Here is a 26,483-nt window from a genome sequence, read left to right on the forward strand (position 1 = left end):
ACGATGAGAAAGCCGATTGTCACAGGCGCTCTGACAGCACTGTTATTGGCCGCTGCCGCTGCCATCTCGCAGGACGCAGCGGAACCTGAGAGCGATGAAAGCGTCAAATCAGCCAGCGAAGAGCCACCAGCAGCTGCACCCGAGGCATCGTCATTACCGGAGCCGGGTGCATTGGACTACGAGTCCTCCGAGCAAATTTCAGAAGACAAGTCGGTATCTTTCCCGATTGATATATAGGATCCATTGATGAAGAACCGTCTGTCCTCCGAGTTCATTTTCCAGCTTTTTGCACTACTGATTGCAGTCATAGTGGTGCATGCCGTCTATGTTGGGGTCATCAGGCCCAGCGCCGACGCACAGTTGCAGCAGCAAGCCGAGCTGCAAGCCGCGGGTGAGGATTTTGTCCCCGAGCGGACACTGGCCGTGGTGATCCGTGACTTCGAGCAGGAGGCCTGTTTCATTCTGTTGATCTGGGCGCTGGCGATTATGGGCTACAAGGGCCGTCGCACCCTGCAGGAGCAGGGCATCGTGGAGCGAAATCTGATCGACATTCCCGACGGCACCAGCGTGTTGCCCGAGGACGCGCGAGAGTACAGCCGGGCACTGGAGTCACTGCCCAACGAGCAGCAGGACTATCTACTGCCCAGAACCTTACTCGCGGCGCTGCAGCGCTTTGCGACCACCGGCAGCATTCAGGCGGTATCCGATACCATCAAGGAACAGTGCGAGGTTGAGTCAGACCGACTGGACTCGGAACTATCCATGGTGCGTTACATCGCATGGGCAATCCCTTCCATCGGGTTTATCGGCACGGTGCGCGGTATCGGCGACGCACTGGGCCAGGCCTACAAGGCCGTAGAGGGTGATATATCCGGCGTTACCGTGAGTCTGGGGGTGGCCTTCAACAGCACCTTTGTGGCGCTGGTACTTTCCATCATCATCATGTTCTGCCTGCATCAGTTGCAGCTCTCACAGGAGCGCCTTGTGCTCGATGCGCAGCGCTATGCGGACAAGCGCCTGATGCGTCACCTCGTGGCAGGCTGAGTGAAGGATAAGCAATGACCCTGGCGGTACTGGACATTAACGACTGCAACCTCCAGCTCTGGGCGGGCAGCCAGCACGCGCAGGGAGCCGGATATGCGCTGTTCAGCAAAGGCGATTACCAGTTTGGTAATGACGCAAGAGCGCGTGCCAGGCTGGAGCCCCGCAGCACCAATACCCGCTACTGGTGGCAACTGAACACCGAGCCGCTGCAGCCAGCGCTGGGGCCAGCGCGCCACAGCGCCGATCTTGTTCACGCGCATTTACAGGCTCTACACAGCGATGCGGGTAGACCAGAGCAAGTTGTACTGGCCGTACCGGGTTCTCTGCAGCGGGATCAACTGGCATTACTTCTGGGGATCGTTCAGGCATGCCCTTTCAATGCAACGGGACTGGTGAATCGCAGTGTTGCCGCGGCCAGCATGCTGGTGACCAGTGAACGGGCCTTCCACCTTGAGCTACAACTGCATCAGGCAACGATCACCGAACTGTCTGCCGATGGCGATACCATCACCGCACCAAGGACCCAGCCCCTACCCGGCTGCGGCATGCTGCAGCTGCAGGAACGGCTGGTGGAGCTCATAGCTGCAGCTTTTATTCGCCAGACACGCTTCGACCCCCGGCGCAAAGCAGACACCGAGCAGGCCTTGTACGATGTGCTGCCGAAGGTACTGGCTCAGTTGCGCAGCACGGGTGAAACGATCGTCGAGGTATCCGGCAACCGTGCCAGCATCAGCCGCAGCGCGCTCACTGAGGCCGGGTCACGCTTATTCACCAGCGCTGCAGAAGCCATTGGCGCTAATGCCGCTCACGAGCAGATATTGCTTGATCCGATTGTCGCCCTGCTACCCGGGATAGACGGACACTTCGCCAATAACCGGGTACTCGCTGAGGACAGCGTGAATCAGGCCGTGCAGCAACACAGGTCCGTCATCGAACAGTCGACCGATGAGCTGGTATTAACGGGCACCCTGCCCTGCGAAGGCATGACGATCCGGCCCAATGTTGAGGCACTTGCAGACCCTGTGCCGCCCGCACGGCGCGAAGGCAAAGTCCCCACCCACTTGTTGGTCGGGCAGAGTGCCTATGCACTGGGTGGTCGCAACCACCCTCTGGCGATGGAGGCAACGCAGGAGACATCTGGCGACTGGGTACTCTCAACGGATGCTTCGGGCCACACCACGCTAAACGATGATCCGTACGCAGGTGAGAATCTTGTGGTCGGAGACACGCTGGTATCCGAAGGCACTACCGCCCTACTGATCGAGGTCCTCAGCTAGAGGGTTGCCATGGCCAGGAAGAAGCGCGGATTTACAACCTTCAACCTGAGCTTTCTGGACATCATGTCCTGTGGATTCGGTGCAGTCGTGCTCGTCTTCCTGATCATTGATCACTCTATAAAGGCCGAAACACAGGATCTGAATAAAGACCTGCTTTCTGAGGTCAACCTCCTGGAAGAAGATGTCACCGACGGCGAAGCTGGTCTAGTGAGACTGCGCAATACGCTCTCGGATGTGGATCTGCAACTGGTCGAGGCACAGGGTCGCGCTACCCGCATCACCGAGGAGTTATCGCAGTACGAGGCACTCATTCAGGATATCGCCAGAGACGGCTATACCGACGATGCCGACATCGAGGAGCTGAAGGCTGAAATTCAATCGCTGGAAGATGAGGTCAAAAAGCTGCGGGAAGCCTCAGAAGCCGAGAGCGGGCGCAGTGCACGCGAGTTCGTCGGCGAAGGCAATCGGCAGTATCTAACGGGGCTGAATCTCGGCGGGCGTCACATTGCTATCTTGCTGGACGTGTCCTCCAGCATGTTGGCAGACCGACTGGTGAACATCATACGACTGCGCAATATGAGCGAGGCTCTGCAGCGCAGTGCCGACAAGTGGGTGCGAGCCGTCAATACAGTCGACTGGCTAACAGCACAGCTGCCGGTCAGCAGTAATTACCAGGTCATCACTTTTAATACGGAAGCACGCGCCGCGCTGTTTGGCACTGATGGCCAATGGCTGGAGGTAGCGGACCAGGACCAACTGGAGAAAGTCACTGCGTCTTTGCGCGATACAACGCCCACCGGTGGCACCAGTCTCGAGAACGCTTTCATCGCTTTGCAGCAACTATCCCCAAGCCCGGACAATATTTTCCTCATTACCGATGGCCTACCCACACAGGGCACTACCGCGCCGCGTGGCAATACCATTAGCGGTCGCGATAGACAGCGGCTTTACCGTCAGGCCATTCGCCAGCTGCCCAGCAACGTCCCCATCAATGTCATCCTCGCGCCCATGGAGGGTGACCCGATGGCGGCGTCTGAGTTCTGGCAACTGGCACAGGTCAGCCGCGGCTCATTCATGAGCCCATCACAGGACTGGCCCTAGGAGTTACCATGCCTTCAAAGAGACGCGGTCCCGAAGAATTCTCGATGTCCTTTCTGGACGTTATCTGCTGCGGCTTTGGCGCCGTTATTCTGCTGTTGATGATTACAAAGACGGTACAGCCACAGATCATCGAAGCGTCTACCGTTAATCTTGAGGGCTTGGTGGCCGAACTGCAGGAGCAGGTGTTCGAAATACGCGGCGAAACCCGCATCCTGAACCGCGACCTCAATGCCAAGAACGAGCAGTTGTCAGAATACGATCAGAAGATCGCGATCCTGAGGGGCCAACTGGCCAGCGCCAAATCGCGCTACGACAGCATTCAGGTAGAAAGAAACAGCAACGACATCATTACCGAACAACTGGCTATCGCGCGACAATCGCTCACTGACGAAATGAAGCGACTGCTGGGCGACCAATATCAGTCCAAGAATAATTTGATCGGCGGCATACCCGTTGATAGCGAATACATCATTTTCATCATCGACACGTCGGGCTCCATGTTCTCCTACAGCTGGGAACGGATGATGGAAGAACTGGAGGCTACGCTGAGCATTTACCCCGAGGTCAAAGGCATCCAGATCATGAACGATATGGGGCAGTACATGTTCAGCCGTTATCGCAACCAGTGGATTCCCGATACCCCCGGACGGCGCAATGTATTGATGCAGAACCTGCGTAATTGGAACGTGTTCTCCAATTCCAGCCCCGTTGAAGGGATCACAGCGGCGATTCGCACCTTCTATGACCCCAACAAAAACATCAGTATCTATGTGTTTGGCGATGAGTTCACCGGCAACTCCATACAGCAGGTGGTCACCACCGTTGACCGTCTTAACCGCGAGAACGCCAGCGGCCAGCGCCGGGTGCGCATCCACGCCGTAGGCTTCCCCGTACAATTCATCAGGGCACCCCATCTGCAAACCACGGGGATTCGCTTTGCTACACTGATGCGAGAACTGACGTATCGCAATGGAGGGACCTTTGTCGGGCTTAATGACTTCCGTCCCTAGACGACGGACACGGTTGCGAGGGTTGAAAACCCTCGCCATGCTGGCGGTAGTAATATTGCTGGGTGCCTGCAGCACCCAGAAGGTAGTCGTGAGTGGGAATTTCCCCGAACCGCTGATATCGCCCATGCCGCTGACCATTGGGGTCTGGTATGAAGACGCTTTCCTGAACCATGAATTCTTCGACGAGGCCTCCGGTCGCGCTGAGCCCTCGTGGCTGGTGCGCACCGGAGAAGCCCAGGTTCAAATGTGGGATACCGTGCTGGACAGCATGTTCGTCAATTTTGTGCATATGAAGAACAAGCCTGGCGAAGGCGAATTGAACCAGGTGGTGGATGCCGTGCTTATCCCGCGTGTGGATGAACTGCAATACGCCATTCCACAGCACACCAACGTGAAAGTGTATGAGATCTGGATGCGCTATCACTTTGACCTGGTGAACAACGCCGGCGAACCCATTACCGATTGGACGATGAGCGCCTACGGCAAAACACCGACGGCATTCCTGCGCAGCGATACCGATGCGGTGAACCTGGCAGCGGTGGTAGCGCTGCGCGATGCGGGCGCCAACTTCGCGGTGAACTTCACCCGCGTTCCCGGCGTCCGGGATTGGCTGGTCGAGAGAGGCAGGGTCAGCGCAGCGGCAACGGGCAGCCAGACTATCGGCACTGAGATAGAGGCCGCACAGCCATGACAGTTATTCGAACAGCCAGCTTTGTCGTGATCGCAGCACTACTAACCGGTTGTGTCACATCCACCGTTGATGAAATGGTCTTTAACGAGCCAACCGAGGGCATCGGCGACGCGACCGTGGTTATCCTGGGACGTCGCCACGCCAGCGACTACGAGACGGAACCTGATTTCATCGATTGCGTGGGCAAGCATATTGAAGCCCGCGATAGCAGTATCGATGTGATCGGCGAGCTCGAGTTTCTTAATCAACTTTACCCATGGTTTGAGCCGCGCACCGCGCCGCTGCGCCCGCAGGATATCGACAAGCTAATGGCGCAGCCCCCGGTTGCCGCCAGAATGGCCGCACTAAAAACAGAGTACATGATCTGGATTGACGGCAGCACAGTGCGAACAAACTCAGCGGGCTCAATGACCTGCGGTATCGGTCCCGGTGGCGCAGGCTGCTTTGGCTTTGGTACCTGGGGCAACGATTCCGACTACGAAGCCACCATCTGGGACTTCACAGACAAAGCCGAAGTGGGTCGCGTGAATACCAGTGCCAGCGGCCAGTCCTACATGCCAGCGGTAGTTGTACCCATTCCCATTATTGCCCCCGTTCAGGGCACGGCCTGCGACGGCCTGGGTGACCAACTGCTCGAGTTTCTGTCCAGCGAGTATTGAACATGCGACGTCCGTTACAGTTGTGGTCGGCGGTGTGCTTGCTGCTGGCTTTCGCCGTGTCACCGGCCCACGCCGGCGTTGGCGAAGAAATGTATGCCAAGTTTCAGGCCGATGGCGCCTTCTATGATGACCCGGAGTTACAGGCGTATATCGATCGTATTGGCCAACGCCTTGTGGCCAACAGCGATATGCCCAAAAAGACCTTTACCTTTTCGGTCTTGGACTCACCGGACATTAACGCCTTCGCCACGCCTGGCGGCTTTATTTACATTAACCGCGGCTTAATGGCCTATTTGGATAACGAAGCTGAGTTAGCTGGCGTGCTCGCACACGAGATTGGTCATGTAACCGGCAGGCATCACGGCCGGCGCCAAACCGCGGGCGTCACCAACAAAATTCTGTCAACCACGGTTGGCATACTCACGGGCAGTCGCGACGTCATGGACGCCAGCTCCATGTATGGCGCCGAACTGATCAGTGGCTTTGGCCGCGATATGGAATTGGAAGCAGACGGGCTAGGCGCAGAGTACATGCACAAAAGCGGTTACGATGTAGACGCGCTGCTTGAGGTCATCGGTGTTCTGAAAGATCAGGAACAGTTTCAACGGGTAAAGGCCAGAGAGACTGGTCGACCGGTGAAGACCTATCACGGGCTGTATGCCACCCACCCCCGCAACGACAAGCGTCTGCAAACCGTGGTTCGTGCGGCCAACGATCTGGACCAGTCAGAGTACATTGAGAACCCGGAGCAACCCGGCGAGTTTCGTCGCCACATCAATGGGCTGGTCTGGGGCGCCAGTGTTCAGGGGCAGTCTGATCCTGACCGCTACTATCACAATAAGTTGGGCTTCACGTTCAAGCACCCACCCGGCTGGACGGTAGACGCCGGTTCAAGAGCCATTACGACACGGGCGGCGGACAATAGCGCAAGCCTAGCAATCACACTCAAACGACGTGATCGCAACGCGTCACCCCAATCGGTGCTTGAGGGGGGAGCCGCTGGTAATCTCAGCCAGGCCGAGGCGCTGGAACAATATGGCTTGGAAGGCTACACCGCTGTGGCTTCCAGTGGTGGCACCGACAAGCGACTCGCGGTGATCGACTACAACTACACCTACCTGTTCGAAGGCAGCGCGGCCAGTTTCACGGCTGCGGATGCTGATCTGAAGTCGATTATAGAAAGCTTTCGCCCTATGCAGGACCGGGAAAAGCGTGAGGGAAGGCCACAATACGTGCGCTATTTGCAGGTGCCCAGAGGAGCAACCCTCGCCAGCCTCGCATCTAGCCTGCGCGTGCCCGATGCTGAGGCGCAATTAAGACTGATCAATGGATTTTATCCGCGGGGTGAGCCCCGCACCGGTGATTGGATTAAGGTCATTCAATAGCCGCGCCATGCGCTGTAAATAGGTACAATGCGGCTTGATTGTTGCCAATAACTCCCACGCATGCTGTCTAAACTGCCCCTGTTCCTTACCTTCAATGTCGCCCTTGCCCTCACCATTGGGACTTGGTCACCACTGTCCAGCGCTAAACCCGCCTTCGATTGCAGCAAAGCCGACAGTGACGTCGAAACCCTGATCTGTGAAGACGGCGACCTTCAGGAGTTGGACAGACGCCTGGCAAAAACCTGGGCGCAGGCCACGGCCAATTGGCCCCCCGAAGTAACCGCTGAGCAGCGCGCCATCCAGCGCGGCTGGATTAAGGGGCGCAATGATTGCTGGAAGGCAGAGGACATGAAGGAATGCGTCACCTTCGCCTACGATAGCCGGTTAGTGGAGTTGTCTATTACCGCAGGATTGGTGGAAGCGCCGGATTACCAAAGCGTAAGCTGCGACGACGACTACACGGGCCCGTTCACAGCGGTTTTTTACAACACACTGTCACCCCGGGCCGCCGTCTTCACGCGGGGTAATGATCAGGTGATCGCACTGGCACAACCGGTTGCCAGCGGGATGCACTACGTCGGCGACGGTGTGGATTTCAGAGGCAAGGGCTCAGAGGGCACGTTCGATTGGTTCGGCAAGAGCCTCACCTGCCAAATCACCCCCTGAGAACAAGCTTTTACCTCGGGTGCAACACGACCTGCATATTCGTGTAGCCCATCACGAAATTAGACTCAACGCGTTCGGGCTCAGACACCACTTCGATATCTGAGAAGCACGCCAGCAGCTCTTCCCACAGTATGCGCAGCTGCATTTCTGCCAGCCTGTTGCCCATGCATCGGTGAATCCCAAAGCCAAAAGACATGTGCTGGCGCGCCCGTGCACGGTCGATGATGAATTCGTTGGGGTTTTCGATGACCTCTTCATCCCGGTTACCCGAGACATACCACATCACCACCTTGTCGCCGGCCTTAATGGTTTTACCGCCCACTTCCACATCGCAGGTGGCCACGCGCCGCATATGGGCGAGCGGGGTCTGCCAGCGGATAACCTCCGACACCATATTGGGAATCAAGCTGTGATCGGCCTTGAGTTTGGCGAACTGGTCAGGGTTCTGGTTTAGCGCATAGACGCCACCGGTCATTGAATTGCGGGTGGTGTCATTACCGCCCACGATCAGCAGTATCAGATTGCCCAAATATTCCAGCGGCTCCATGTTCCGGGTGGACGGGTTGTGCGTCAGCAGTGAGATGAAGTCCATCTCCGGTGGCGCATTCACCCGTTGATTCCATACCTCGGTGAAGTAAGCCAGACACTCCTGCAGGCCAGCCATGCGCTCTTCTTCTGTGACTGCACTGAAGCCCACTGACGGGCTGCTTGTGGCTACGTCCGACCACTGGGTGAGCTTGCGTCGGTCGTCCTGTGGAATACCAAACAAGGTCGCCAGCATGCGTCCGGTTAACTCGATGGAGACCGTATCCACCCAATCAAAGGGTTGACCCACCGGCAGACTCTCTACGACCTCCTGCACTCTGGCGCGGATAAGGCGCTCCCACTCCTGCAACTGCTTGGGTGCTACTGCGGGCGATACAACCGCGCGCTGGTCATCATGCTTTGGCGCATCCATGGCGATAAACATGGGTGGCTCGAAGTCGATCTGGGAATCACCAATCACGATGGTCGGTTCTGAGGAAAACTGTTCGTGGTGTGAGTCCACGTACATGATGTCCTTGAAGCGAGTGATCGACCAATAGGGACCAAACTCCTCAGAATCTACCCAGTGAACCGGGTCTTCCTTGCGCAATCGCTCGAAGTAGGCCCAATGCTGGCCGGTGCGAAAAAGCTCGGCACGACTGGGGTCCAGCTTATCCAAAGGCAGTGAATAAGGATCGGGCAGGGGTGCATTCATAACTAATCCCTCAGTTTCAGCCAACATCCTGTCGACTCTCGCTACAAGCGTCCCACCCGCGATACGGGTGCGACAAGTTAGGGACGGGCGTGCTGCACGACTACGCCGCGCCCACTGTGTGTTTCGGCCTATTTATTGTTGTTAGGGCCGTTGATATTTGTTCCGCCGGGGGCTTTGTATCCTCGGCAGGTGACCGCACTCTTGGGAGTGCAGTCACTCTCCATGAGGATTTTCCTCGCTTAGTGCTGCGACTCCGGCATGCGTACACGCAAGCCGTCCATGCTGTCATCCACCGTGATCTGGCAGGACAGGCGACTGGTATCTGTCACGCCCTCTGCCAACTGAAGCATGCTGACTTCCATGGGGTCTGCAACGCCGGTTTTGCTGGCCCAGTCCGATTCAACGAATACATGGCAAGTGGCACAGGCACAGCCACCTCCGCAGTCTGCATCGATTCCCGGAACGCCGTTGTTAACGGCCGCCAGCATCAGGCTGTCGCCGTCTCTTGCATCTACAGTGTGTTCGGTGCCATCGAATGCGATGAAGGTTACCTGGGGCACAGCGGGCTCCTTGTTATTTGATTAGTTAAAGAGTTTAGCCAAACCTTGGCCGCTTGTATTGTCAAAATACGTTCGTCTCAACCCTGTTGATGTGCTTTGTCCTGCACCAGAATCCAGGGCGCAGCGACAACCGCCCACACGCTGGCGTCGTCCTCTATCCAGGCCTTTGCCTCATCATCACTGACGGGGGCAATATCACCAGCGGCTATCCAGGTTTCAAAGGCAGTTGTGTTATCCAGCCCCAGCTGGACGGCCACTTCAACAAGGTCCAATGTGGTGGCAATTCGAATCACGTTGCCATGCGCATAATATGTCTGCAGTTCCGTCCAGGGTATGCGGGCAGTCTGGCCCAGATATTCCTTGCGCATTAGCGATTCGCGGTCGCCCTCCTCAGCCATAGCGGGAGTCCGCCACGAAGGGGTTGCTCAGGCGCTCCTGGCCAAAGGTTGAGGTGGGGCCGTGCCCGGGGATAAAGGTGATGTCATCACCCAACGGAAATAACTTCTGGCGAATGGAGTCCACCAGCGCCTGGTGGTCCCCCATGGGAAAGTCAGTGCGACCGATGGAGCCCTGGAAGATCACATCTCCCACCCAGGCTACCTTTTGCTCGGGGTACAGGAAGACGACATGGCCGGGGGTATGGCCCGGACAGTGAAATACCTGCAGCGTTTGGGCGCCAACAGTCACGGTATCGCCGTCTTCCAACCAACGGTCTGGTACAAAAGCCTCGGCGCGGGGAAAGCCGGCCATTTCACACCATTCAGGCAGCTTGGCAATCCAGAAATCGTCCGCTTTCTGGGGCCCCTCGATGGGCACAGACAGCGATTGGCGCAGCACATCTGCGGCCGCACAGTGATCCATATGTCCATGCGTGAGGATGATCTTCTCAACGGTCGCATCCATCTGGTGTACCGCATCTTCGAGCTTGTCGACATCACCCCCGGGGTCAACGATGGCCGCTTTACCCGTTTCCTGACACTTAATGATCGAGCAATTCTGCTGGTAGGCCGTCACCGGCACTACCGAAACTTGTATGGTCATTTCAATCAGGCGGCCGAGGCAGGCCGCTCCTCTTCATCCAGATCGGGATTTACATCAGCGTTGGGATCCAGGAAAACACGCTCGTCAAAGTGGTTCTCACTCTTGCCGACGATGACGGAAACCGTAGCATCACCCGTCACATTGACTGCGGTGCGTACCATATCCAATAAACGGTCAACGCCGATAATCAGCGCAATACCTTCAACCGGCAGTCCGGCCTGTTCCAGCACCAGGGCAAGGGTAATGAGGCCTACGCCGGGTACGGCAGCGGTACCAATCGAGGCCAGGGTCGCCGTGAGGATTACCGTAATAAACGCGGTCAGGGACAAGTCGATGCCGTATACCTGGGCAATAAATACCGTGGCTACGCCCTGCATGATGGCCGTGCCGTCCATATTAATGGTGGCACCCAGTGGGATCGTGAAGCCCGCCACTGAGTTGTCGACGCCCAGACGGCGCTCAACCGTGCGCAGCATGACGGGCAATGTGGCACCCGAGGATGCGGTACTGAAAGCAAACGCCCAGACTGAACGGATCTTGGAGATCATCATCGCTGGAGACAGGCCCGCAAAAACACGCAGCAACAAGCTATAGACAACAAGGCCGTGGAACAGCAGCACTGCCAATACTGTGAAGAAATAGACAGCGAGATCCAGAATGGCGCCAATACCCATGGTCGCGAACAACTTGGCCAGTAGCGCGAACACACCGTAGGGCGCCAATGCCATCAGGATGCCGACCATCTTCATCACCACCGCTTCCATATCCCGGAAGAATGCCGCTATGCGCCTGCCCGGCTCACCAGCATGTGAGATGGCGTAGCCAAACAGCAGCGCGAACACAATGATTTGCAGCATCTTGCCATCGGCCATTGCCTTAACAGGGTTAGACGGGAAAATATCAACCAGCACATCAATCAAAGGCGGCGGCACGGACGCCTGGAAGCTTGCGTCAGACTGCAGCGAAACGTGTGTTCCCGGGCCAACAAGCACCGCGAATACCAATGCTGTGCTGACTGCAATTGCCGTAGTTGCCAGGTAAAAACCCAAGGTCTTTACGGCAATTGGGCCCATCCGAGCGCTGTCGCCCAGTGAGCTGGAGCCGCAGATAAGCGATACCAGCACCAGCGGGACTACGAGCAGCTTCAGCGAGGCCACAAAAACTCGCCCCACGAGCTCAAACAGTCCCGATACCAGGTACTCATCAATCAACATACGGAAGGTGTCTGAAATCCCAGTGCTGTGCAGCAGCAGGTTTATCAGGGACCCCAGCAGAATGCCGCCAACCATGGCGACCAGGATTCGATTGGTGAGTGTCATGCGGTTCTCAATTATGGGTTGTCGTTGCGGGCGCGCGAACTCTAGCGCAGCGCGTACGGGGACTCAATGCACTAGGCTCACGATCAGCCTTGAGGGCACTGGCCATCGACGTAAGCGACCACCTGATCATCCGCACAGGCATTGCAGGCCGAGGCGTATTCTGCGGTGGCACCGGAATCCCGAGTGGCACACACGGGCGCATAAATCATGGTGCACACTTGTGGGCGCGGCGTTTCGCATTGGCTCAAGCTGGACTCAGCGACAGGCGTTTTGCTTGCGCAGGCGCTGACGAGTCCAACTGCCGCTATCACCATGACGTGTCTGATCATTCCCTGCTTTCCTTGTGGTTAGAGGCCGTAAGACTAGCACTCTTGCCCGCCCTACGCAGTAAAGCAGCGCCGGAGCGCCCCGCTTGAACTTTTCGACTATTTCCCCAAAATTGACAATAAAACCGCGTATCAGTTCGACAGGGTCGAAAGTATGAACAAAACAACGCTGGAACAATGGCGAATGCTTGATGCGGTCGTGCGATACGGCGGCTTTGCGCAGGCAGCGGCTGCCATCCACAAAAGCCAGTCCACCATCAATCATGCGGTTCACAAGTTGCAGAACCAGCTTGGCTTGTCATTGCTCGAGGTGGTGGGGAGAAAAGCGCAGCTGACAGAGGCCGGGGCGCTGATGTTGCGCCGGGCGCAGCGCTTACTTGAGCACGCCAGCGATATGGAGCAGGTCGCAGCCAGCCTGGCGGCCGGCGACGAGGCAGAGATCCGCATTGCCGTAGACGAGGTCTTCCCTCCCGCCTATCTGGTGAATGCGTTGGAAACGCTGAGCGCTCGCTACCCGAATACTCGCGTGCAGTTGCAGGAAACGGTCCTTTCCGGCGGCCCCGAACTTCTTAGAGGCGGGGATGTAGACCTGCTAATCGCAGGCGAGATACCGCAGGGCTTTCTTGGGGACCCGCTTGCACGGGTAGCCTTTATTGCGGTCGCCAGACATGACCACCCCCTCCTCCAGCAGCCGGCGCCGTTGAATCTCCAGGACCTCGCACCGTACAGGCAGATCGTAGTGCGCGACTCATCTCGAGAGCAGGACACAGACTCGGGCTGGCTGGGGGCCGAACAACGCTGGACCGTGTCTCATGTGACAACCTCACTGGACATGATTAGTCGGGGTATGGGGTTTGCATGGCTACCTGCACCGCGGGTTCAGGCAGCGCTGGACGCCGGAGTCCTGGCGGCCCTGCCACTGGAAAAGGGGGCGCGCCGCTATGCGCAGCTCTACCTCACACATGCCGACACCGATCGAGCCGGCCCGGCGACGCGATATCTAGCCCAACTGTTACACGAGACCTGCCTGAAAAATGCCGATTCTTTCGATTTTTAAGAACGTTATTAGGATTTTTCTGCGATTTTAGCATGCCATCATCGAACGTAAACTGCCCACCATTCATCAAAACATTCACACACAAAGACAGTTGGAGCAGATGCTATGGGTATGTTGGTGGAAGGAAAATGGCATGACGTTTGGTACGACACCAGCGGCAGCAAGGGTCGATTCATTCGGGAGGATGCGCAGTTCCGCAACTGGATAACCGTGGACGGGAGCGCCGGAGACAGCGGCGAAGCGGGCTTCAAGGCGGAGTCAGGTCGCTACCATCTCTGCGTATCGCTGGCCTGCCCCTGGGCGCACCGCACACTGATGATGCGCAGCCTTAAAGGGCTTGAGGCGCACATCAGCGTGTCCGTCGTCAGCCCCATCATGCTGGAGCATGGTTGGACCTACCATCGGGACGAGGGAAGCTCTGGCGACCCCCTGCATAACGCCGAATTCCACCACCAGATCTACACAGCTGCGCAAGAGGATTACTCGGGCCGGGTTACCGTGCCGGTGCTGTGGGACAAGGAGCAGAACACCATCGTCAGCAATGAGTCATCAGAGATCATTCGTATGCTCAATGAAGCTTTCAATGGGATTACCGGCAATCAGGACGACTACTACCCCGTGGCATTGCGCGATCAAATTAAGCAGTGGAATGACCGCATCTATCCAGCCATTAACAATGGTGTCTACCGGGCAGGATTTGCCACGACCCAGGGTGCCTATGAGGAAGCTTACCGGACGCTGTTCGATGCATTGGATGACATTGACGCACATCTTGGCAGTCACCGCTATCTGACGGGCGAGCGTGTTACTGAAGCCGACATTCGCCTGTTCACGACACTGATTCGATTCGATGCCATCTACCACGGGCACTTCAAATGCAATCGGCAGCGACTGGAGGATTATGACCACATCCCCGGCTATATTCGCGACATCTACCAGTTACCCGGCGTTGCTGACACAGTGGACTTCGACCACATTAAAACGCACTACTACGCCTCGCACCGCATGATAAACCCCACGGGCGTGGTACCACTGGGGCCGGACATCGACTACGCACGCCCACATGGACGCGAGCGATTGATTGCCGCCTAGTCTCGCTCCTGCTCCAGGGAGCGAGGCAACAATAAATCGGCTAATTGAGCATCGCCGCCCACGAACCCACGCCACGCACTCGCGTGGCTGACCAGGCGGGCGTACCCCGCCGTTGGCAAATTTTCGAGCGCCGCTGCCGGCGCGCAGTGGTTGATTAACTCAGTGAGCGCGGGGTTGTGACCGATAAGGAAAAACGTATCAACGCCGTCGTCCTGCGCCTGAAGCCAGCAAACCAGGTCGTCGCCACTAAAGGTATACAGGGATTCATCGATGACGTGGCGCTGATGAGCCAGTTCTGACCAAACACTGCACAGCCCCTCGAGTGTGAGTTGTGCTCGACGTGCCGGGCTGGTGATTACCCTCATCGCTCTCAGCCGGTTGCTCAGGGCATGACCCATTGAGCGTGAAGCCCTGAGCCCACGCGCATTCAAACCGCGCTCGCGGTCACTGATCGACGGGGCCGACCAATCCGATTTTGCATGCCGTAGCAAGTGCAGTGTTTTCATTGTTCCATCCGGATAAGGGCGCCGCCCTGATTTCGCAGTCTATACTTACAGCTATATGCACCTAGGCGGGGCCGGGGAGGCCATCATGCTCAACTCCGTGAACCTGCGCGACCACATGCTGCCTCACCCCACAAAGGTTGGCGCTGACGACAGTATCGCCGAAGCAATGCACGTCATTATCGATAACAAGGTCTCCGGCGTCTGCGTTGTCGATTCGCAAGATAACCTAGTTGGCATCCTGTCGGAGCTGGACTGCCTGAGGGCCATGCTGGACAGCACTTACAACCGAACAAGCCCCGGCCGAGTCAGGGATTACATGGCGAGTGACAACCTGGTGGTTGCCCACCCCAACGAAGACATCGTGGATGTGGCCCAGGACATGCTGTCCAAGAACAAGCGGCGCCGGCCTGTGGTTGAGAACGGCAAGCTGATTGGCCAAATTACCTGTCGCCAGCTATTACGCGCGGTGCAGCAGTTCGCACAATAAAAAAGGCCGGTAAAAACCGGCCTCTTTAATGAGTTGCAGCGTTGAATAGCTATCCACAGGTAAAGGCTAACGTCAGTGGCAAGTGGCTACCGCTACCAGGCCGTGACCGTGCCGTCTTTGCGCATCTCAGTGGCTCCCGCGTACACGCCATCGGGTGAACGCATAATCGCCTGATAACCACCAAAGCGGACACCGCTAGTATCGACCTCTACCTTGTGACCCATCGCTTCCAGGGCTTGTATAGTCTCTGTGGATACACCGGCTTCCACGTAGATAGTACCAAGAGGATCACGATGAATGCCGGTTGGCTGGCTGCCGCCGTCATGATTGAACCGCGCCGCATCACCGGCCTCCTGTACGTTCATTCCGTAATCAATAATGTTCACGAGGATCTGTACATGACCCTGGGGCTGCATGCTGCCGCCCATCAGACCGAAGCTCATCAGTGGCTCGCCATCCTTCATCACAAAGGCAGGAATAATGGTGTGGAATGGACGCTTACCCGGCTCATAGGCGTTGGGATGTTCCGGATCCAGTGAAAACAGTTCGCCCCGATCCTGAAGCATGAACCCGAGACCGTCCGGCACCAGACCCGACCCCATCCCGCGGTAGTTGGATTGAATCAGCGACACCATCATGCCATCTTTATCCGCCACGGTGAGATAGGTGGTATCGCCCTCACCCTCCAGCTTTGGCTCGCCGGGACCAAATTGAGCCTGTGCTTTATCCGCATCAATTAACGCGAAGCGCGCTTTGCCGTATTCCTTTGTCAGCAGTTCTTCCAGCGGCTGATCGCCAAAGGCCGGATCGGCGTAGTAGGCCGCCACGTCCTCAAAAGCCAGACGTTTGGCTTCTACCATATAGTGAAAAACCTCGGCTGAGCCGCGAGGCCACTGGGCCAGATCCACATTCTCAAGGATGTTGAGCATCTGCAGTGCGGCGTAGCCCTGTCCATTCGGCGGCAATTCGTAAACATCGTAGCCCTTGTAATTCACATGACCGGGCTTTACCCACTCACCCTCATGCGCGGCTAGGTCTTCATAGCTCATGTCACCGCCAATGCGGGTCATGTAATCCGCCATGGTTTTTGCAAGCTCACCCTTGTAGAACGCATCGCGACCGTCTTCGCCGAGGACGGTGAGGGTTTTGCCTAAATCCGGGTTCTTGAAGATCTCACCGGCAGCAGGGGCAATGCCATCCTGGAACCACAATGCCCTGGCGTTCTCCAGTTCTTCAACCTGACCCTCATTGCGCAGAAAACCCTGACGATTTCGTTCGAAGTAATACGCAATAACGGGTGACACCGGGAAACCCTCGTTGGCGTAGCGCACCGCAGGGGCCAGCACCTCAGACATAGGCAACTTGCCGAAACGTTCGTGCGTTGCAAACCAGCCATCGACGGTACCGGGCACGGTTACCGGCAGCGAGCCCAGCGGTGGAATGCCCTTGAACTCATCACCCAGTCTGCCGCTATCTCTCATTGCCTGAATCTTGCGCTTCAGCTCGTCAAGAGAGCGCTTCATGGGCGAACGCCCAGACCCGTTGTAGCCATACAGCTTCTGTGTTTTTGGATCCCACAGGATGATGAAAATATCACCGCCGATACCATTGCCTGTGGGCTCCATCAGCCCCAGGGCGGCATTGGCTGCAATAGCGCCATCAAGCGCACTGCCACCGGCTTTCATCACGTCCAGCGCAGCTTGCGATGCGAGTGGATGAGCGGTCGCCACCATGCCGTTGGCGCCGTATACCGGGCTTCGACTGTAAGCCTCGCCCACGGGGCGGCCCCCGCCACCCAGGGCCGCTTGCGTCTCGCTCATAGCTTCGTCGGCTGTGGCTGGCAGATGGGTGACAATGAGTGAGCCCAATAGGGCGGCCCGGAATAGCTTCTTCATGTGTGTTCCCTGTTTATCTGGGGATATCGGTGTTTGATGTGATACGCGGGTGATGCGTCAGCGTCAGGCTTCAGCGCTGCTTACTCAAGAGTCCCAACCGTACTGGGCCGCTCCAAGTCGCAGCTCTGGCTGAGGTTGCGCCGCATCGGCATCAAGACTCATACGCAACCATTGGGCAACCGGGATCAACAAACCCTCGCTGCTAAACAGCAGAGGCAACGGCAGCAGTACCGAATCGCCGGCACTGTTAAGTGAGACAGTATGATCCGGTGTCTGTGTGGCACCGGCGATCTCCAGTGCATCATAGTCGATGGCAACGCCATGGCGTTGCTGCCACTGCAACTCCAGTCTTAAGGACGCTATTTCCGCGCTCAATTGCGCACACAGCGCCTTGGCACTGCCCAATTGCGCGCCCTGGCTAAACTGTAAACGTAACGGACCCGCCCGGCACACAGGGCCATTTGTTGTGAAGGCCCACTCCTGCGCCAATGGCGCGGCACTCACCGGGATCGGAACAAGCGACGTTTCCTGCTCGGCGGTGAGAGCTTTGCAGTCCCGGCGACGGCAATACTGAGCGAGAATTTGCTGCTCAAGGCGTGCCTGCTGCGCAGGTCGCGGATGGCTGATCATCACAAGCTGGTCATCAATTTTCAGGGACAAGGCCCGCTGGCCGAGGTCGACAATACTCGCAGTAGCACCCTGTTCTATCGCGGCACTGAGCGTCAACAGTTGCTCCGCATAGGCGCTCATTACTAATGACCACCCGGAAAGCTTCGCCGTCAATGTTGCAGAATCGGGCGGAGACTCTCCGTCCAATTCATAGCGCGCCAAATCAGACTCGGCGTAGTAGATTTCTGCCAGCGCAATCAGCGCGTCGACGGCGAATTCGCGAGTACCTTCACCGTTGCTTTCGCCGAGAGCCTTTACCGTACGGCTAAACCTGTTGCTCTCAACGCTTGGTGCAGTGCTGATCTCATCGCCGGGGATGTCGGCACTCACCGTGGAAGCGCACAGCAACCAGGACACGAGGAGGAACATCGACCAATGGGACGGATTCATCCTCTCGGGACGACTGTCTACTTCCCTAAATGCTTCCGTACCGCTCATGCCCGCCTAGACTGCGACTCTTTTCAAGAGGATCCGCCTCCAGTATAGGCAGGACGCCGCGTTTTCTCAGGCCGCACCTTGGACTACACTGCGTTCATCTAATAAGAGGCCATGATGATGTCCCGATATAACCTGGCTGCGCTGGCCCTCTTCAGCGCCTGTGTATTGATGGCGTGTGCAAAGCAGTCTCCCGAGGCGCCGACGGAAGCCTCTAACGACGGCCAAGCCGCAGTTGCCGCCGATAAGGCTCAAGACGCCCGCGCCACCGATGTCGAATGGCTGAAGCACGGCCTCGACGACGGGGAGAATCGCTTCAGTACGCTCAGCGATATCAGCGACGAGAATGTCGGTGATCTCGGCCTGGCATGGTTCTACGATTACCCCACTAATCGGGGCATGGAAGCAACGCCGCTGATCATCGATGGCGTGATGTACACCACCTCTTCCTGGAGTCTGGTGTATGCACATGATGCTGTGACGGGTGAACTCCTTTGGTTCTATGACCCACAGGTGCCGCCTGACTGGGCTGTTCACCTGTGCTGCGATGTCGTCAATCGCGGGGTCGCCTACCAAGACGGACAGCTCTTTTTTGGCACCATTGACGGCAGATTGATCAGCCTGAATGCAGAAGACGGCAGCCTGCGCTGGGACATTCAGACGACCGATCGCAGCAGACCCTATTCCATCACTGGCGCTCCGCGCATCGTCAGGGACAAGGTCATTATCGGTAACGGCGGCGGCGAGCTAGGCGTACGCGGCTATGTCAGCGCCTATAACGTGGATACTGGCGACCAGATCTGGCGATTCTATACGGTGCCGGGCAACCCGGATGATGGTTTTGAGAGTGATGCCGTAGCTGCAGCCGCCGAGACCTGGGGCGGTGGAGCGTGGTGGGAAGTCGGCGGCGGAGGCACGGTGTGGGATTCTATGGCCTACGACGCGGAACTCGACCTCCTGTACGTCGGTGTGGGCAACGGCGCGCCCTGGAATCGACAGATTAGAAGCCCCGATGGTGGGGACAATCTCTACCTGTCATCAATTGTGGCATTGAAACCTGATGATGGCAGCTACGTGTGGCACTACCAGACCACTCCCGGAGAAACCTGGGATTACACGGCGACACAGCACATGATTCTCACTGAACTGAGCATTGATGGTGAGCCACGTGACGTGATCATGCAGGCGCCGAAGAACGGCTTCTTTTATGTGCTCGACAGAGCCACCGGCGAACTGCTCTCTGCCGACGCCTATGCCACCGTGACTTGGGCTAGCCATGTTGACCTGAAAACCGGGCGGCCGGTTGAGACCGCAGACGCTCGCTATCTCGATGGTGCCACGGGCCCGCTGCAGTTCCCGGGCCCCATCGGAGGCCACAACTGGCACCCCATGAGCCACAACCCCGATGCCGGGCTGGTTTACATCCCTGCTCAAGACACACCATGGATTTACAAAACTGATGAGGCCTTCGAGCACCGCCCGGGGTATTGGAATACCGGTACCGATAGTGTCCCTGCGTCCATGCCAGACGACCCGGAACTTAAGCAACAGGTACTGGCTAGCATCACGGGTACCATCATCGCCTGGGACCCCATTGCAAAATCGGCGCGCTGGAAGGTTGAGCACGCGGGGCCCTGGAACGGCGGCATGTTGTCCACCGCAGGCAATCTGCTATTTCAGGGTAACGCGGAAGGCGAGTTTGTTGCCTATCGAGCCGACACGGGCGAGGAGTTGTGGTCATTCGATGCACAGACTGGCATCGTCGCGCCACCGGTGACCTTCCGTAAAGACGGCACCCAATATGTCGCCATCGTCGCTGGCTGGGGCGGCGCGCTGGCACTTGTGGGTGGCGAGGCACTGAAGGCCGGCCCCAAGCCCAACCGAAGCCGACTTCTGGTGTTCAAGATAAACGGTGATGCTGCGTTGCCCCCCGCGGTGGACAAGCAACTCGTCTTTAATCCGCCGGAGCAGCCCGGCAGCGAAGAGCAAATTGCTGCGGGTAAAGCGGTCTATCTACAGTACTGTGTCATGTGCCACGGCGATGCCATGGTGAGCGGTGGCGCCACGCCGGATTTGCGAGCGCTTACGCCGGAGAAGCATGCCCAGTGGGATGCGGTCGTTTTGGGCGGCCTGCATTGGCAGAATGGGATGGTAGGCTTCGGCGAGCAGCTCACCAAGGAGCAAGCCGACAACATCCATTACTACGCGATTGAGCGTGCTCAAATCGCGGCCAAGTCAGCAGCGACAGAGAGTGGCGCCCAAGGTCATTAAAAACGTATCGGCAGAAGCGCCTGAGGCGGAATAATAGTCGCCTCAGGCCAAGACCTTTAATGTCACCGCAGCGATGTGATGACGAATCGGCGGGTACCCTGCAAGGAGATCAGTCGCTGTGTAGCCCAGCGAGATCGGCGAAACTGAGCTCCAACGCGCTGCACACTTTATTGAAGTACGCGGCCTCAGCACTGGCGACCTTGTCATCCGCATTCACCACTTCCACCAGCGCATGTACCAGCTGCAGGCGCTGTGGCTTAGGCAACCGGGCGCCAACACGGGAGATGTATTGCTCAAGCGGCGCGGTCTCGTATAACGCTGATTTGGCCGCCACGCGAACGTCCGCCGCACTAATATCCTCGCCTAAGTGCTCCTGCAGGACTCGTTGGACCGTCTCCACCTCGGCAGGGTCCGTGTAGGCATCGGCGTCAGTCGCCCGGGCCAGCACCATCACCAGCAGCTCGCGGTACGCCTCTGGCCCCGGCTCCTCCTGGTCTGCACCAAACAGCTTGCGTACGTTCAATAACTCTGTGAGTGACATTGAAAACTCCTAATAGACCAGTGCCGCAGCACCGTATTGTTATTCAGCTTCTGCCGGTTCAGCATCCAGACAAAACACAACCCTCGTCTCGCCTGTGCCAGCAATGGGCGGCGAGCGATGAACCAGGCCTCCATCCAGCCCTACGGACTGACCTCGCATGATCGCAACCCAAAACGCCTGAAGCTGTTGCGGCGCACCATGGCGAAGAATCTCATCGTTGGGATCGCCTCTGTTTAAGGCTGCCCTGTCCACCTGGTCATTCCGTAGCCACTGCGTGCCAGGTCCGCGATAGGTGCACAATAAACGAAGGCGCCTATTATCGACATGAAAACGGCGACAGTCATCTTTCCCTGTGAATAACAGGCGAAATTTGTACGCTGAGGCATTCGCCACCGCGAAAAACTGCCGTGCAACCCGCTCCAGATCGGTCATCAAGTGTTCGAAAGCGCTGGGGTCAAGGTTGAGTGACGACAGATACTCTGCGACATCAAGACGAAACGTAGCCGGCGTTGTGTCGTTTCGTCGGTCTGAGCGTACAATTGGCTGGGCACTGGCAAGCTCTCTCGTCACACACGGCTGGGCCTGACGGCGCCACACCACAAGATTTACGGCGGGATCTTTGAGCTCAGCCAGCACCTCGGGGCTATCGCTGGCGAGGTGAGCAAACAGTCTCTTTTGTTCTGTGGCTGGCAATGACATACGTGGCTGCAAAGTCTTCACTACGCCGCAATGATATAACATATCATTGCGGCGCGGCGACTTGAACTGACACTATCCTGATCTTATGTCGGAACCTACACTTACACCCATCACACACTCCACAGCGCCAAACGCCAAGGTTCCGACAAGCAAAATGGTCTGCACCCACCCGATTACGCTATGCTTTTGAAAAGCATCGCGCCATCAGGAAGTCAGGCGAGTACTCTTCCAAGCGCGTTAGCGTACGGAGCATCGGCTCAAAGACACAAAACTGTGCCGCTACGTTACGGTGAAAGAGCATGAAAAATCTTCGCAATCTGTTTTTGCCCGTTATGGGCACCCTGGCGCTGTCATGGATGAGCACGCCCCTCGCACAGACCCACAAGCACGGTGCACATGTTCACGATGTGGCCGAGCTCACTCTTGCAACCAATGGCACCGCACTCGAAATCTCCTTGATCGCCCCAGCCATCAATATCGTGGGCTTTGAGAGCGAGGCAGCTAGCGCAGCGCAGCTAGAGGCCGTCGCCAGCGCACGCACCCAACTGACGGATACAGGGACTCTATTTCGCTTCACAGGCGCTGCATGCACCCTCCAGAACGTATCCATTGACCTCTCAGCGATAGCACCGTCATCCACTGAGCCATCGTCACAAGCGCATCACGACGACTTGGATGATCACCACTCACACCACCATGGGGAGGACAGCGGATCCCACGCATCTGATCACAATAGCCACGATACCGCGCACAATAAGGACAATGCTCAAGCGAGTGAGCACCATGACCACGCAGACGGTGGTCATGATTCAGGTCATGAACATCACGACACAGACAGCACCCGTGGTCATACCGACGTAACTGCGGACTATCAGTTCGAGTGCGATGGTGAGTTGGCTGAAGGCTCGGTCACGCTCGGCGCCGAGCAGCTGCCTTTTGGCTTTAACAAGGTGAACGCCATGTGGCTGACTGCCACACGTCAGGGTGCTACGACACTAACACCAGAAAATCGCATCATTACATTCAATTGATGCCACCTGCGACGAGCTCATTCGTCGTAAATCTCGTGTGCCATCATTTCCAGTGAATACGCGGACATAGCAATCTCGTTTTCACTAATGGTTGTTTCCAATTTGCCTGATATCCAGAACGGGACGTATAAATCTGGCATTGGAATGCCCTGACCTGCCGCATTCACAAGGATTATCTGGTTGGGCGGTGGCGGCGGCATATGCAGACAGGCGCCGAAATAAGGCACCAGAAAGAACTGCGTCACGGTCTGATCGTCATTGAACTCAAGTGGCACCACGAAACCGGGAATTCTCACCATGGCGCCATTCATGTCAGCATTGACCTCCGTTGAGACGAGGGCCTGCTGATACTTATCGTCACTGGCAGCCGTTAATGCGTTCTTGATTTGACTGCTTATGGTGTCATCGGCGGAGCCGTCCTCAATATCACTGATGTACTCCGGGGGATTGAGCAAGATCTCTAATACGTCCTCGGGGATCAGAGACACCCACTCAATAGTCTCAAAAGACGCCTCTTCATTAACTGCCTGGCTTCCGGAACTCAGTACCAGCTGCAGAATCAAAGTTGTCACCGCCACGACGATGCCAGTTGTGAGTCGGTGGACTATCACCATACCTGCTTACCTCTACCACGGAATCTGTGATGCACTACGATAATGGATAGGGTAGTGTCCTTACACCGTGATGTCAGCAGTAAAACACCTAATCGGTCAGCAGTAGCCCCATGATTGAACTGAAAAACGTGCGCTTCACCCATGAGAACCGCAGCGACAAACCGCTACTGAATATCGAGCAGTGGAATGTATCGGCGGGAGAGAGCGTGTTCGTATGCGGCCCATCGGGCTCGGGGAAGTCAACGCTACTCAACCTGCTAAGCGGCCTTCTCACCTGCAGCGAGGGCGAGGTGTCTGTACTCGGGCAGCGTCTGGACCAGATGAGCAGCCGGCAAAGGGATCGCTTCAGAGCCAACAATATTGGCTACGTGTTTCAGCGATTCAATCTGATTCCCTACCTGAATGCTGTCGAAAACATCGATCTTGCCAAAAGCTTTCAGTCCGGCTCAGGACATAACTCAAAGTCCGGGTCGGCACGCACGCTGCTAACGGCGCTCAATATCAGTGAGAGTGAATGGAGCAAACCAACAGCGCAGATGAGTGTGGGACAGCAACAGCGTGTAGCCATTGCGCGGGCGTTAGTTAACCGACCCTCGCTGATGATAGCCGATGAACCGACATCCTCATTAGATGAGGAAAATCGCGACAGCTTCCTCGACCTGCTCATGCCTTTGCTTAAGGCCGAAAGTATGTCGCTGGTTTTCGTGAGTCACGACATGAGCCTGGCGCACCACTTTTCCCGCGTGGAGAAGCTCAGCGACATCAGTGGGACACATTAATGCCGATGTTTCTTCGACTGGCAGTAAAAAGCCTTCTAAATCGGCGCGGCTCTGTACTGATGAGTTTGCTGGCAATCAGTGTCGCAATATTTGTCCTGTTGGGTATAGAGCACATTCGGCAGCAGGCGCGCACCAGTTTCGCCAGTACTGTCTCGGGTGTTGATCTCATCGTCGGGGCCAAGACGGGAAGTACAAATCTTCTGCTGTACTCAGTGTTCAGGATTGGTGCCCCCACTGACAACATCAGTTGGCAGGCCTACCAAGCGATCTCAAGTAACCAGAGCGTTGCCTGGTCGATTCCGATATCACTGGGGGACTCCCACAAAGGCTATCGCGTTATCGGCACCACCGATTCATTCTTTGAGCACTTTAGCTATGGAAAGCAGCGATCACTCAGCCTCGCGTCGGGCAAGTTATTCGAAGGCACGTTCGACGCTGTCCTGGGCGCTGAAGTAGCACAGTCACTGGGGTACGAGGTCGGTCAGGAGATCGTTCTCGCGCATGGTGTAGCCGCCACGAGTTTCACGCTGCATGAAAATCGGCCGTTCACCGTCGTCGGTATACTCGCGCCCACTGGGACACCCGTCGATAAATCTGTCCATGTACCGCTGGATGGTATAGAGGCCATGCACGCTACCGGTGGCCCTGCCTTCGGGGCATCCCCAGTTGTCCCGGGTGGCGGTGCTGGCGGTCAAGCACGAGCGACTAGCGAGCCTGCCAGTATCACCGCTTTTATGCTGGGTCTTCACTCGCGGCTATCAACCTTCAAACTGCAACGAGAAATCAATAGCTATCCAAGTGAACCGCTTTTGGCGATTCTCCCAGGCGTGGCTCTCGCCGAGCTCTGGCAAATGATGGGCATGTTTGAAAATGTGTTGAGACTTATATCAGCGCTGGTACTGCTAGCCGCCGTATTGGGCCTTGGCGCGGTCCTCCTTGCCTCGATCCGGGAAAGGCGGCACGAAATCAACCTGCTCAGGGTATTGGGTGCACCACCCTACTACCTGTTCCTACTGATTGAATTGGAAGCACTCCTCGTGTGCCTGGCCGGTGTAGTGCTTGGTGTATCCGCCCTGTCGTTCGGACTGATCCTGGTGGAGGAAGCGCTGTTCACCCGTTTCGGGCTCTATCTGGACCCAAGCGCATTCACGCCGGAGAGTGTTAAAATAGTGGCATTGGTTGCAGGTGCTGCACTATTGATAGCGGCGATTCCCGCCTTCAGGGTCTATAGTGAAGCCAAATTAAACGAACATTGATCAGAGAGCGGCTGCCTCAGCTGACGGCAGGCGACGCTCGCAGGCATACCAACATGCATAAATCACTCTTCGCCGTCTTAGTACTGGTCTCAGCTTTCTCTACGCAGAGCGCGATGGCCTGCCAGGCACACATGGGCCTGGATGCCAGCAATATGGGCTTTATGAGCCGCACGGCCGCCCGCATGGTCGGCATGCTGCCTCCGCCGCCCGTATTTGAGCTGCATCATCCCAACATGGTGATGGCCACAGTAGGCGAGGAAACAGGTGTGAGCGTGGAGTACACCCGCCCATTTTTCTCGAAAGACGTCACACTCACTGTGACGGGCAGCAAAAACATCGTGCTTGAGCAGGAACAATGGGTGTTGGATGAGCGAACCGGAACGCTCGATATTCCCTATACGCTGAACGGAAAAGGCTACGATACGATTCTGGTCACAGTGGCCGGCGAGCACCAGGGCAAGGCTGTGAAAGAATCCCGACGCATCTACGTCCGTCCGCGCTCGGAGCCAGCCTCAGTGGTGGCGCAGGCAGAGTAAGATCCCTGATTTGCTCCAGGCTTTAACGTAACGTGAGAAGCCCCCAGCTGGTGACAGCTGGGGGTTTTCTTTTTGGGAGGGGCCGCCTAGGTGGGGCCGCGCAGGTGCCTGGCGATGATCCGAACGCGGCCCGCTACTCTCACATAGGTACCCCATGTGAGAGGCTGATTACCATCGCACACTAGTAATAAAGGCCCACCCTAGCGGGTGAGCCTTTTCTATTTGGAGGCCTGGCGAGGGCCTGCCCCTCTTTTCGGGCATGGCTTACTGCTAGTCGCTGGCCTGGCGCCTCTGCG

The 26,483-nt window shown here is 57.0% G+C and carries 29 protein-coding genes; 17 read left to right on the forward strand and 12 right to left on the reverse strand.

What is annotated here, in order from left to right:
* Nucleotides 1-3: 3 nt before the first annotated feature.
* From IE089_RS15025 to IE089_RS15065, 9 genes are read left to right on the forward strand one after another with little or no spacing between them, the layout of a single operon-like run.
* Nucleotides 4-237, forward strand: coding sequence for a hypothetical protein (locus IE089_RS15025; protein WP_189478673.1), 234 nt, complete (start codon nt 4-6; stop codon nt 235-237).
* 9 nt (nt 238-246) lie between these two features.
* The gene (locus tag IE089_RS15030; protein WP_189478674.1) at nt 247-1,044 is read left to right on the forward strand and encodes a MotA/TolQ/ExbB proton channel family protein; all 798 of its coding nucleotides are present in this window, start codon (nt 247-249) and stop codon (nt 1,042-1,044) included.
* A gap of 14 nt (nt 1,045-1,058) precedes the next feature.
* Nucleotides 1,059-2,321 (forward strand): hypothetical protein, encoded by a 1,263-nt coding sequence (locus IE089_RS15035; RefSeq protein WP_189478675.1) that lies wholly within the window; start codon nt 1,059-1,061, stop codon nt 2,319-2,321.
* Between the two features lie 9 nt (nt 2,322-2,330).
* The gene (locus IE089_RS15040) at nt 2,331-3,422 is read left to right on the forward strand and encodes a VWA domain-containing protein (RefSeq protein ID WP_189478676.1); all 1,092 of its coding nucleotides are present in this window, start codon (nt 2,331-2,333) and stop codon (nt 3,420-3,422) included.
* 8 nt (nt 3,423-3,430) lie between these two features.
* Entirely contained in the window at nt 3,431-4,432 is a 1,002-nt protein-coding gene (locus IE089_RS15045; RefSeq protein ID WP_189478677.1) for a VWA domain-containing protein, read from the forward strand.
* 37 nt (nt 4,433-4,469) lie between these two features.
* On the forward strand, nt 4,470-5,123 hold the full coding sequence (locus tag IE089_RS15050; protein ID WP_229802803.1) for a hypothetical protein: 654 nt from the start codon (nt 4,470-4,472) through the stop codon (nt 5,121-5,123).
* Entirely contained in the window at nt 5,120-5,782 is a 663-nt protein-coding gene (locus IE089_RS15055) for a hypothetical protein (RefSeq protein WP_189478679.1), read from the forward strand. Before IE089_RS15050 ends, IE089_RS15055 begins: the two co-directional genes overlap by 4 nt.
* A 2-nt stretch (nt 5,783-5,784) precedes the next feature.
* Complete coding sequence (locus IE089_RS15060; RefSeq protein WP_189478680.1) at nt 5,785-7,167, forward strand: M48 family metalloprotease; 1,383 nt, start codon at nt 5,785-5,787, stop codon at nt 7,165-7,167.
* 60 nt (nt 7,168-7,227) lie between these two features.
* Nucleotides 7,228-7,833, forward strand: a complete 606-nt coding sequence (locus tag IE089_RS15065) for an MliC family protein (protein ID WP_189478681.1) — start codon at nt 7,228-7,230, stop codon at nt 7,831-7,833.
* 10 nt (nt 7,834-7,843) lie between these two features.
* On the opposite strand, the gene IE089_RS15070 is transcribed toward IE089_RS15065, so the two are convergent.
* The 6 genes from IE089_RS15070 to IE089_RS15095 all read right to left on the reverse strand — a co-directional run bounded on the left by IE089_RS15070 (nt 7,844) and on the right by IE089_RS15095 (nt 12,322).
* Nucleotides 7,844-9,073 carry a cytochrome P450 gene (locus IE089_RS15070; protein ID WP_229802804.1) on the reverse strand — a complete coding sequence of 410 codons (1,230 nt, stop codon included), beginning with the start codon at nt 9,071-9,073 and terminating at the stop codon, nt 7,844-7,846.
* A 239-nt stretch (nt 9,074-9,312) separates the two neighbouring features.
* The gene (locus IE089_RS15075; protein WP_189478683.1) at nt 9,313-9,633 is read right to left on the reverse strand and encodes a 2Fe-2S iron-sulfur cluster-binding protein; all 321 of its coding nucleotides are present in this window, start codon (nt 9,631-9,633) and stop codon (nt 9,313-9,315) included.
* A gap of 77 nt (nt 9,634-9,710) precedes the next feature.
* Nucleotides 9,711-10,031 (reverse strand): DUF2288 domain-containing protein, encoded by a 321-nt coding sequence (locus IE089_RS15080; protein ID WP_189478684.1) that lies wholly within the window; start codon nt 10,029-10,031, stop codon nt 9,711-9,713.
* Nucleotides 10,024-10,674 carry an MBL fold metallo-hydrolase gene (locus tag IE089_RS15085; protein ID WP_308428852.1) on the reverse strand — a complete coding sequence of 217 codons (651 nt, stop codon included), beginning with the start codon at nt 10,672-10,674 and terminating at the stop codon, nt 10,024-10,026. The genes IE089_RS15080 and IE089_RS15085 overlap by 8 nt, the downstream gene beginning before the upstream one ends.
* A gap of 5 nt (nt 10,675-10,679) precedes the next feature.
* Nucleotides 10,680-11,993, reverse strand: coding sequence for a dicarboxylate/amino acid:cation symporter (locus tag IE089_RS15090; RefSeq protein WP_189478685.1), 1,314 nt, complete (start codon nt 11,991-11,993; stop codon nt 10,680-10,682).
* Between the two features lie 83 nt (nt 11,994-12,076).
* On the reverse strand, nt 12,077-12,322 hold the full coding sequence (locus tag IE089_RS15095) for a hypothetical protein (protein ID WP_229802805.1): 246 nt from the start codon (nt 12,320-12,322) through the stop codon (nt 12,077-12,079).
* A 151-nt stretch (nt 12,323-12,473) separates the two neighbouring features.
* Between IE089_RS15095 and IE089_RS15100 the strand changes: the two genes are divergently transcribed.
* On the forward strand, nt 12,474-13,376 hold the full coding sequence (locus IE089_RS15100) for a LysR family transcriptional regulator (RefSeq protein ID WP_189478686.1): 903 nt from the start codon (nt 12,474-12,476) through the stop codon (nt 13,374-13,376).
* 105 nt (nt 13,377-13,481) lie between these two features.
* Nucleotides 13,482-14,468 (forward strand): glutathione S-transferase family protein, encoded by a 987-nt coding sequence (locus tag IE089_RS15105; RefSeq protein ID WP_189478687.1) that lies wholly within the window; start codon nt 13,482-13,484, stop codon nt 14,466-14,468.
* On the opposite strand, the gene IE089_RS15110 is transcribed toward IE089_RS15105, so the two are convergent.
* Complete coding sequence (locus tag IE089_RS15110) at nt 14,465-14,974, reverse strand: SixA phosphatase family protein (RefSeq protein ID WP_189478688.1); 510 nt, start codon at nt 14,972-14,974, stop codon at nt 14,465-14,467. The genes IE089_RS15105 and IE089_RS15110 overlap by 4 nt on opposite strands.
* Nucleotides 14,975-15,059: 85 nt before the next feature.
* On the opposite strand from IE089_RS15110, the gene IE089_RS15115 reads away from it, so the two are divergent.
* Complete coding sequence (locus tag IE089_RS15115; RefSeq protein WP_229802806.1) at nt 15,060-15,461, forward strand: CBS domain-containing protein; 402 nt, start codon at nt 15,060-15,062, stop codon at nt 15,459-15,461.
* A gap of 92 nt (nt 15,462-15,553) precedes the next feature.
* On the opposite strand, the gene ggt is transcribed toward IE089_RS15115, so the two are convergent.
* Both ggt and IE089_RS15125 read right to left on the reverse strand, forming a co-directional pair.
* Nucleotides 15,554-17,356, reverse strand: coding sequence for a gamma-glutamyltransferase (gene ggt, locus IE089_RS15120; RefSeq protein ID WP_189478689.1), 1,803 nt, complete (start codon nt 17,354-17,356; stop codon nt 15,554-15,556).
* 84 nt (nt 17,357-17,440) lie between these two features.
* Entirely contained in the window at nt 17,441-18,463 is a 1,023-nt protein-coding gene (locus IE089_RS15125; protein ID WP_189478690.1) for a hypothetical protein, read from the reverse strand.
* A gap of 111 nt (nt 18,464-18,574) precedes the next feature.
* Between IE089_RS15125 and IE089_RS15130 the strand changes: the two genes are divergently transcribed.
* Complete coding sequence (locus IE089_RS15130; RefSeq protein ID WP_229802807.1) at nt 18,575-20,731, forward strand: PQQ-dependent dehydrogenase, methanol/ethanol family; 2,157 nt, start codon at nt 18,575-18,577, stop codon at nt 20,729-20,731.
* Nucleotides 20,732-20,840: 109 nt separating this feature from the next.
* Here the strand turns inward: IE089_RS15130 and IE089_RS15135 are convergent, their stop codons facing one another.
* Nucleotides 20,841-21,272 (reverse strand): TerB family tellurite resistance protein, encoded by a 432-nt coding sequence (locus IE089_RS15135; RefSeq protein ID WP_189478691.1) that lies wholly within the window; start codon nt 21,270-21,272, stop codon nt 20,841-20,843.
* Nucleotides 21,273-21,311: 39 nt separating this feature from the next.
* Entirely contained in the window at nt 21,312-21,971 is a 660-nt protein-coding gene (locus tag IE089_RS15140) for a DUF1826 domain-containing protein (protein WP_189478692.1), read from the reverse strand.
* 299 nt (nt 21,972-22,270) lie between these two features.
* Between IE089_RS15140 and IE089_RS15145 the strand changes: the two genes are divergently transcribed.
* On the forward strand, nt 22,271-23,002 hold the full coding sequence (locus tag IE089_RS15145; RefSeq protein ID WP_189478693.1) for a ZrgA family zinc uptake protein: 732 nt from the start codon (nt 22,271-22,273) through the stop codon (nt 23,000-23,002).
* 17 nt (nt 23,003-23,019) lie between these two features.
* On the opposite strand, the gene IE089_RS15150 is transcribed toward IE089_RS15145, so the two are convergent.
* Nucleotides 23,020-23,616, reverse strand: a complete 597-nt coding sequence (locus IE089_RS15150) for a DUF3299 domain-containing protein (RefSeq protein WP_189478694.1) — start codon at nt 23,614-23,616, stop codon at nt 23,020-23,022.
* Between the two features lie 110 nt (nt 23,617-23,726).
* Here IE089_RS15150 and IE089_RS15155 point away from each other — a divergent pair, with 110 nt between their 5' ends.
* From IE089_RS15155 to IE089_RS15165, 3 genes are read left to right on the forward strand one after another with little or no spacing between them, the layout of a single operon-like run.
* Nucleotides 23,727-24,395, forward strand: a complete 669-nt coding sequence (locus IE089_RS15155) for an ABC transporter ATP-binding protein (RefSeq protein WP_189478695.1) — start codon at nt 23,727-23,729, stop codon at nt 24,393-24,395.
* Nucleotides 24,395-25,651, forward strand: coding sequence for an ABC transporter permease (locus IE089_RS15160; protein ID WP_308428853.1), 1,257 nt, complete (start codon nt 24,395-24,397; stop codon nt 25,649-25,651). The genes IE089_RS15155 and IE089_RS15160 overlap by 1 nt, the downstream gene beginning before the upstream one ends.
* Before the next feature lie 53 nt (nt 25,652-25,704).
* A complete protein-coding gene (locus IE089_RS15165) occupies nt 25,705-26,187 on the forward strand; it encodes a hypothetical protein (RefSeq protein ID WP_189478696.1) in 483 nt (160 codons plus the stop codon).
* The last annotated feature ends 296 nt before the right edge of the window (nt 26,188-26,483 follow it).

Origin of the sequence: Parahalioglobus pacificus (assembly GCF_014652275.1) — a bacterium.
GTDB lineage: Bacteria > Pseudomonadota > Gammaproteobacteria > Pseudomonadales > Halieaceae > Parahalioglobus > Parahalioglobus pacificus.

What these genes read in the sequence shown, in the direction of transcription:
- IE089_RS15095 (WP_229802805.1), bottom strand. Translation starts at nt 12,322, where the DNA reads ATGATCAGACACGTCATGGTGATAGCGGCAGTTGGACTCGTCAGCGCC.
- IE089_RS15035 (WP_189478675.1), top strand. Translation starts at nt 1,059, where the DNA reads ATGACCCTGGCGGTACTGGACATTAACGACTGCAACCTCCAGCTCTGG.
- IE089_RS15040 (WP_189478676.1), top strand. Translation starts at nt 2,331, where the DNA reads ATGGCCAGGAAGAAGCGCGGATTTACAACCTTCAACCTGAGCTTTCTG.
- IE089_RS15045 (WP_189478677.1), top strand. Translation starts at nt 3,431, where the DNA reads ATGCCTTCAAAGAGACGCGGTCCCGAAGAATTCTCGATGTCCTTTCTG.
- IE089_RS15080 (WP_189478684.1), bottom strand. Translation starts at nt 10,031, where the DNA reads ATGGCTGAGGAGGGCGACCGCGAATCGCTAATGCGCAAGGAATATCTG.
- IE089_RS15025 (WP_189478673.1), top strand. Translation starts at nt 4, where the DNA reads ATGAGAAAGCCGATTGTCACAGGCGCTCTGACAGCACTGTTATTGGCC.
- IE089_RS15085 (WP_308428852.1), bottom strand. Translation starts at nt 10,674, where the DNA reads ATGACCATACAAGTTTCGGTAGTGCCGGTGACGGCCTACCAGCAGAAT.
- IE089_RS15145 (WP_189478693.1), top strand. Translation starts at nt 22,271, where the DNA reads ATGAAAAATCTTCGCAATCTGTTTTTGCCCGTTATGGGCACCCTGGCG.
- IE089_RS15105 (WP_189478687.1), top strand. Translation starts at nt 13,482, where the DNA reads ATGGGTATGTTGGTGGAAGGAAAATGGCATGACGTTTGGTACGACACC.
- IE089_RS15110 (WP_189478688.1), bottom strand. Translation starts at nt 14,974, where the DNA reads ATGAAAACACTGCACTTGCTACGGCATGCAAAATCGGATTGGTCGGCC.
- ggt (WP_189478689.1), bottom strand. Translation starts at nt 17,356, where the DNA reads ATGAAGAAGCTATTCCGGGCCGCCCTATTGGGCTCACTCATTGTCACC.
- IE089_RS15155 (WP_189478695.1), top strand. Translation starts at nt 23,727, where the DNA reads ATGATTGAACTGAAAAACGTGCGCTTCACCCATGAGAACCGCAGCGAC.
- IE089_RS15165 (WP_189478696.1), top strand. Translation starts at nt 25,705, where the DNA reads ATGCATAAATCACTCTTCGCCGTCTTAGTACTGGTCTCAGCTTTCTCT.
- IE089_RS15130 (WP_229802807.1), top strand. Translation starts at nt 18,575, where the DNA reads ATGATGATGTCCCGATATAACCTGGCTGCGCTGGCCCTCTTCAGCGCC.
- IE089_RS15100 (WP_189478686.1), top strand. Translation starts at nt 12,474, where the DNA reads ATGAACAAAACAACGCTGGAACAATGGCGAATGCTTGATGCGGTCGTG.
- IE089_RS15125 (WP_189478690.1), bottom strand. Translation starts at nt 18,463, where the DNA reads ATGAGCGGTACGGAAGCATTTAGGGAAGTAGACAGTCGTCCCGAGAGG.
- IE089_RS15115 (WP_229802806.1), top strand. Translation starts at nt 15,060, where the DNA reads ATGCTCAACTCCGTGAACCTGCGCGACCACATGCTGCCTCACCCCACA.
- IE089_RS15065 (WP_189478681.1), top strand. Translation starts at nt 7,228, where the DNA reads ATGCTGTCTAAACTGCCCCTGTTCCTTACCTTCAATGTCGCCCTTGCC.
- IE089_RS15090 (WP_189478685.1), bottom strand. Translation starts at nt 11,993, where the DNA reads ATGACACTCACCAATCGAATCCTGGTCGCCATGGTTGGCGGCATTCTG.
- IE089_RS15055 (WP_189478679.1), top strand. Translation starts at nt 5,120, where the DNA reads ATGACAGTTATTCGAACAGCCAGCTTTGTCGTGATCGCAGCACTACTA.
- IE089_RS15135 (WP_189478691.1), bottom strand. Translation starts at nt 21,272, where the DNA reads ATGTCACTCACAGAGTTATTGAACGTACGCAAGCTGTTTGGTGCAGAC.
- IE089_RS15050 (WP_229802803.1), top strand. Translation starts at nt 4,470, where the DNA reads ATGCTGGCGGTAGTAATATTGCTGGGTGCCTGCAGCACCCAGAAGGTA.
- IE089_RS15030 (WP_189478674.1), top strand. Translation starts at nt 247, where the DNA reads ATGAAGAACCGTCTGTCCTCCGAGTTCATTTTCCAGCTTTTTGCACTA.
- IE089_RS15060 (WP_189478680.1), top strand. Translation starts at nt 5,785, where the DNA reads ATGCGACGTCCGTTACAGTTGTGGTCGGCGGTGTGCTTGCTGCTGGCT.
- IE089_RS15160 (WP_308428853.1), top strand. Translation starts at nt 24,395, where the DNA reads ATGCCGATGTTTCTTCGACTGGCAGTAAAAAGCCTTCTAAATCGGCGC.
- IE089_RS15070 (WP_229802804.1), bottom strand. Translation starts at nt 9,073, where the DNA reads ATGAATGCACCCCTGCCCGATCCTTATTCACTGCCTTTGGATAAGCTG.
- IE089_RS15140 (WP_189478692.1), bottom strand. Translation starts at nt 21,971, where the DNA reads ATGTCATTGCCAGCCACAGAACAAAAGAGACTGTTTGCTCACCTCGCC.
- IE089_RS15150 (WP_189478694.1), bottom strand. Translation starts at nt 23,616, where the DNA reads ATGGTGATAGTCCACCGACTCACAACTGGCATCGTCGTGGCGGTGACA.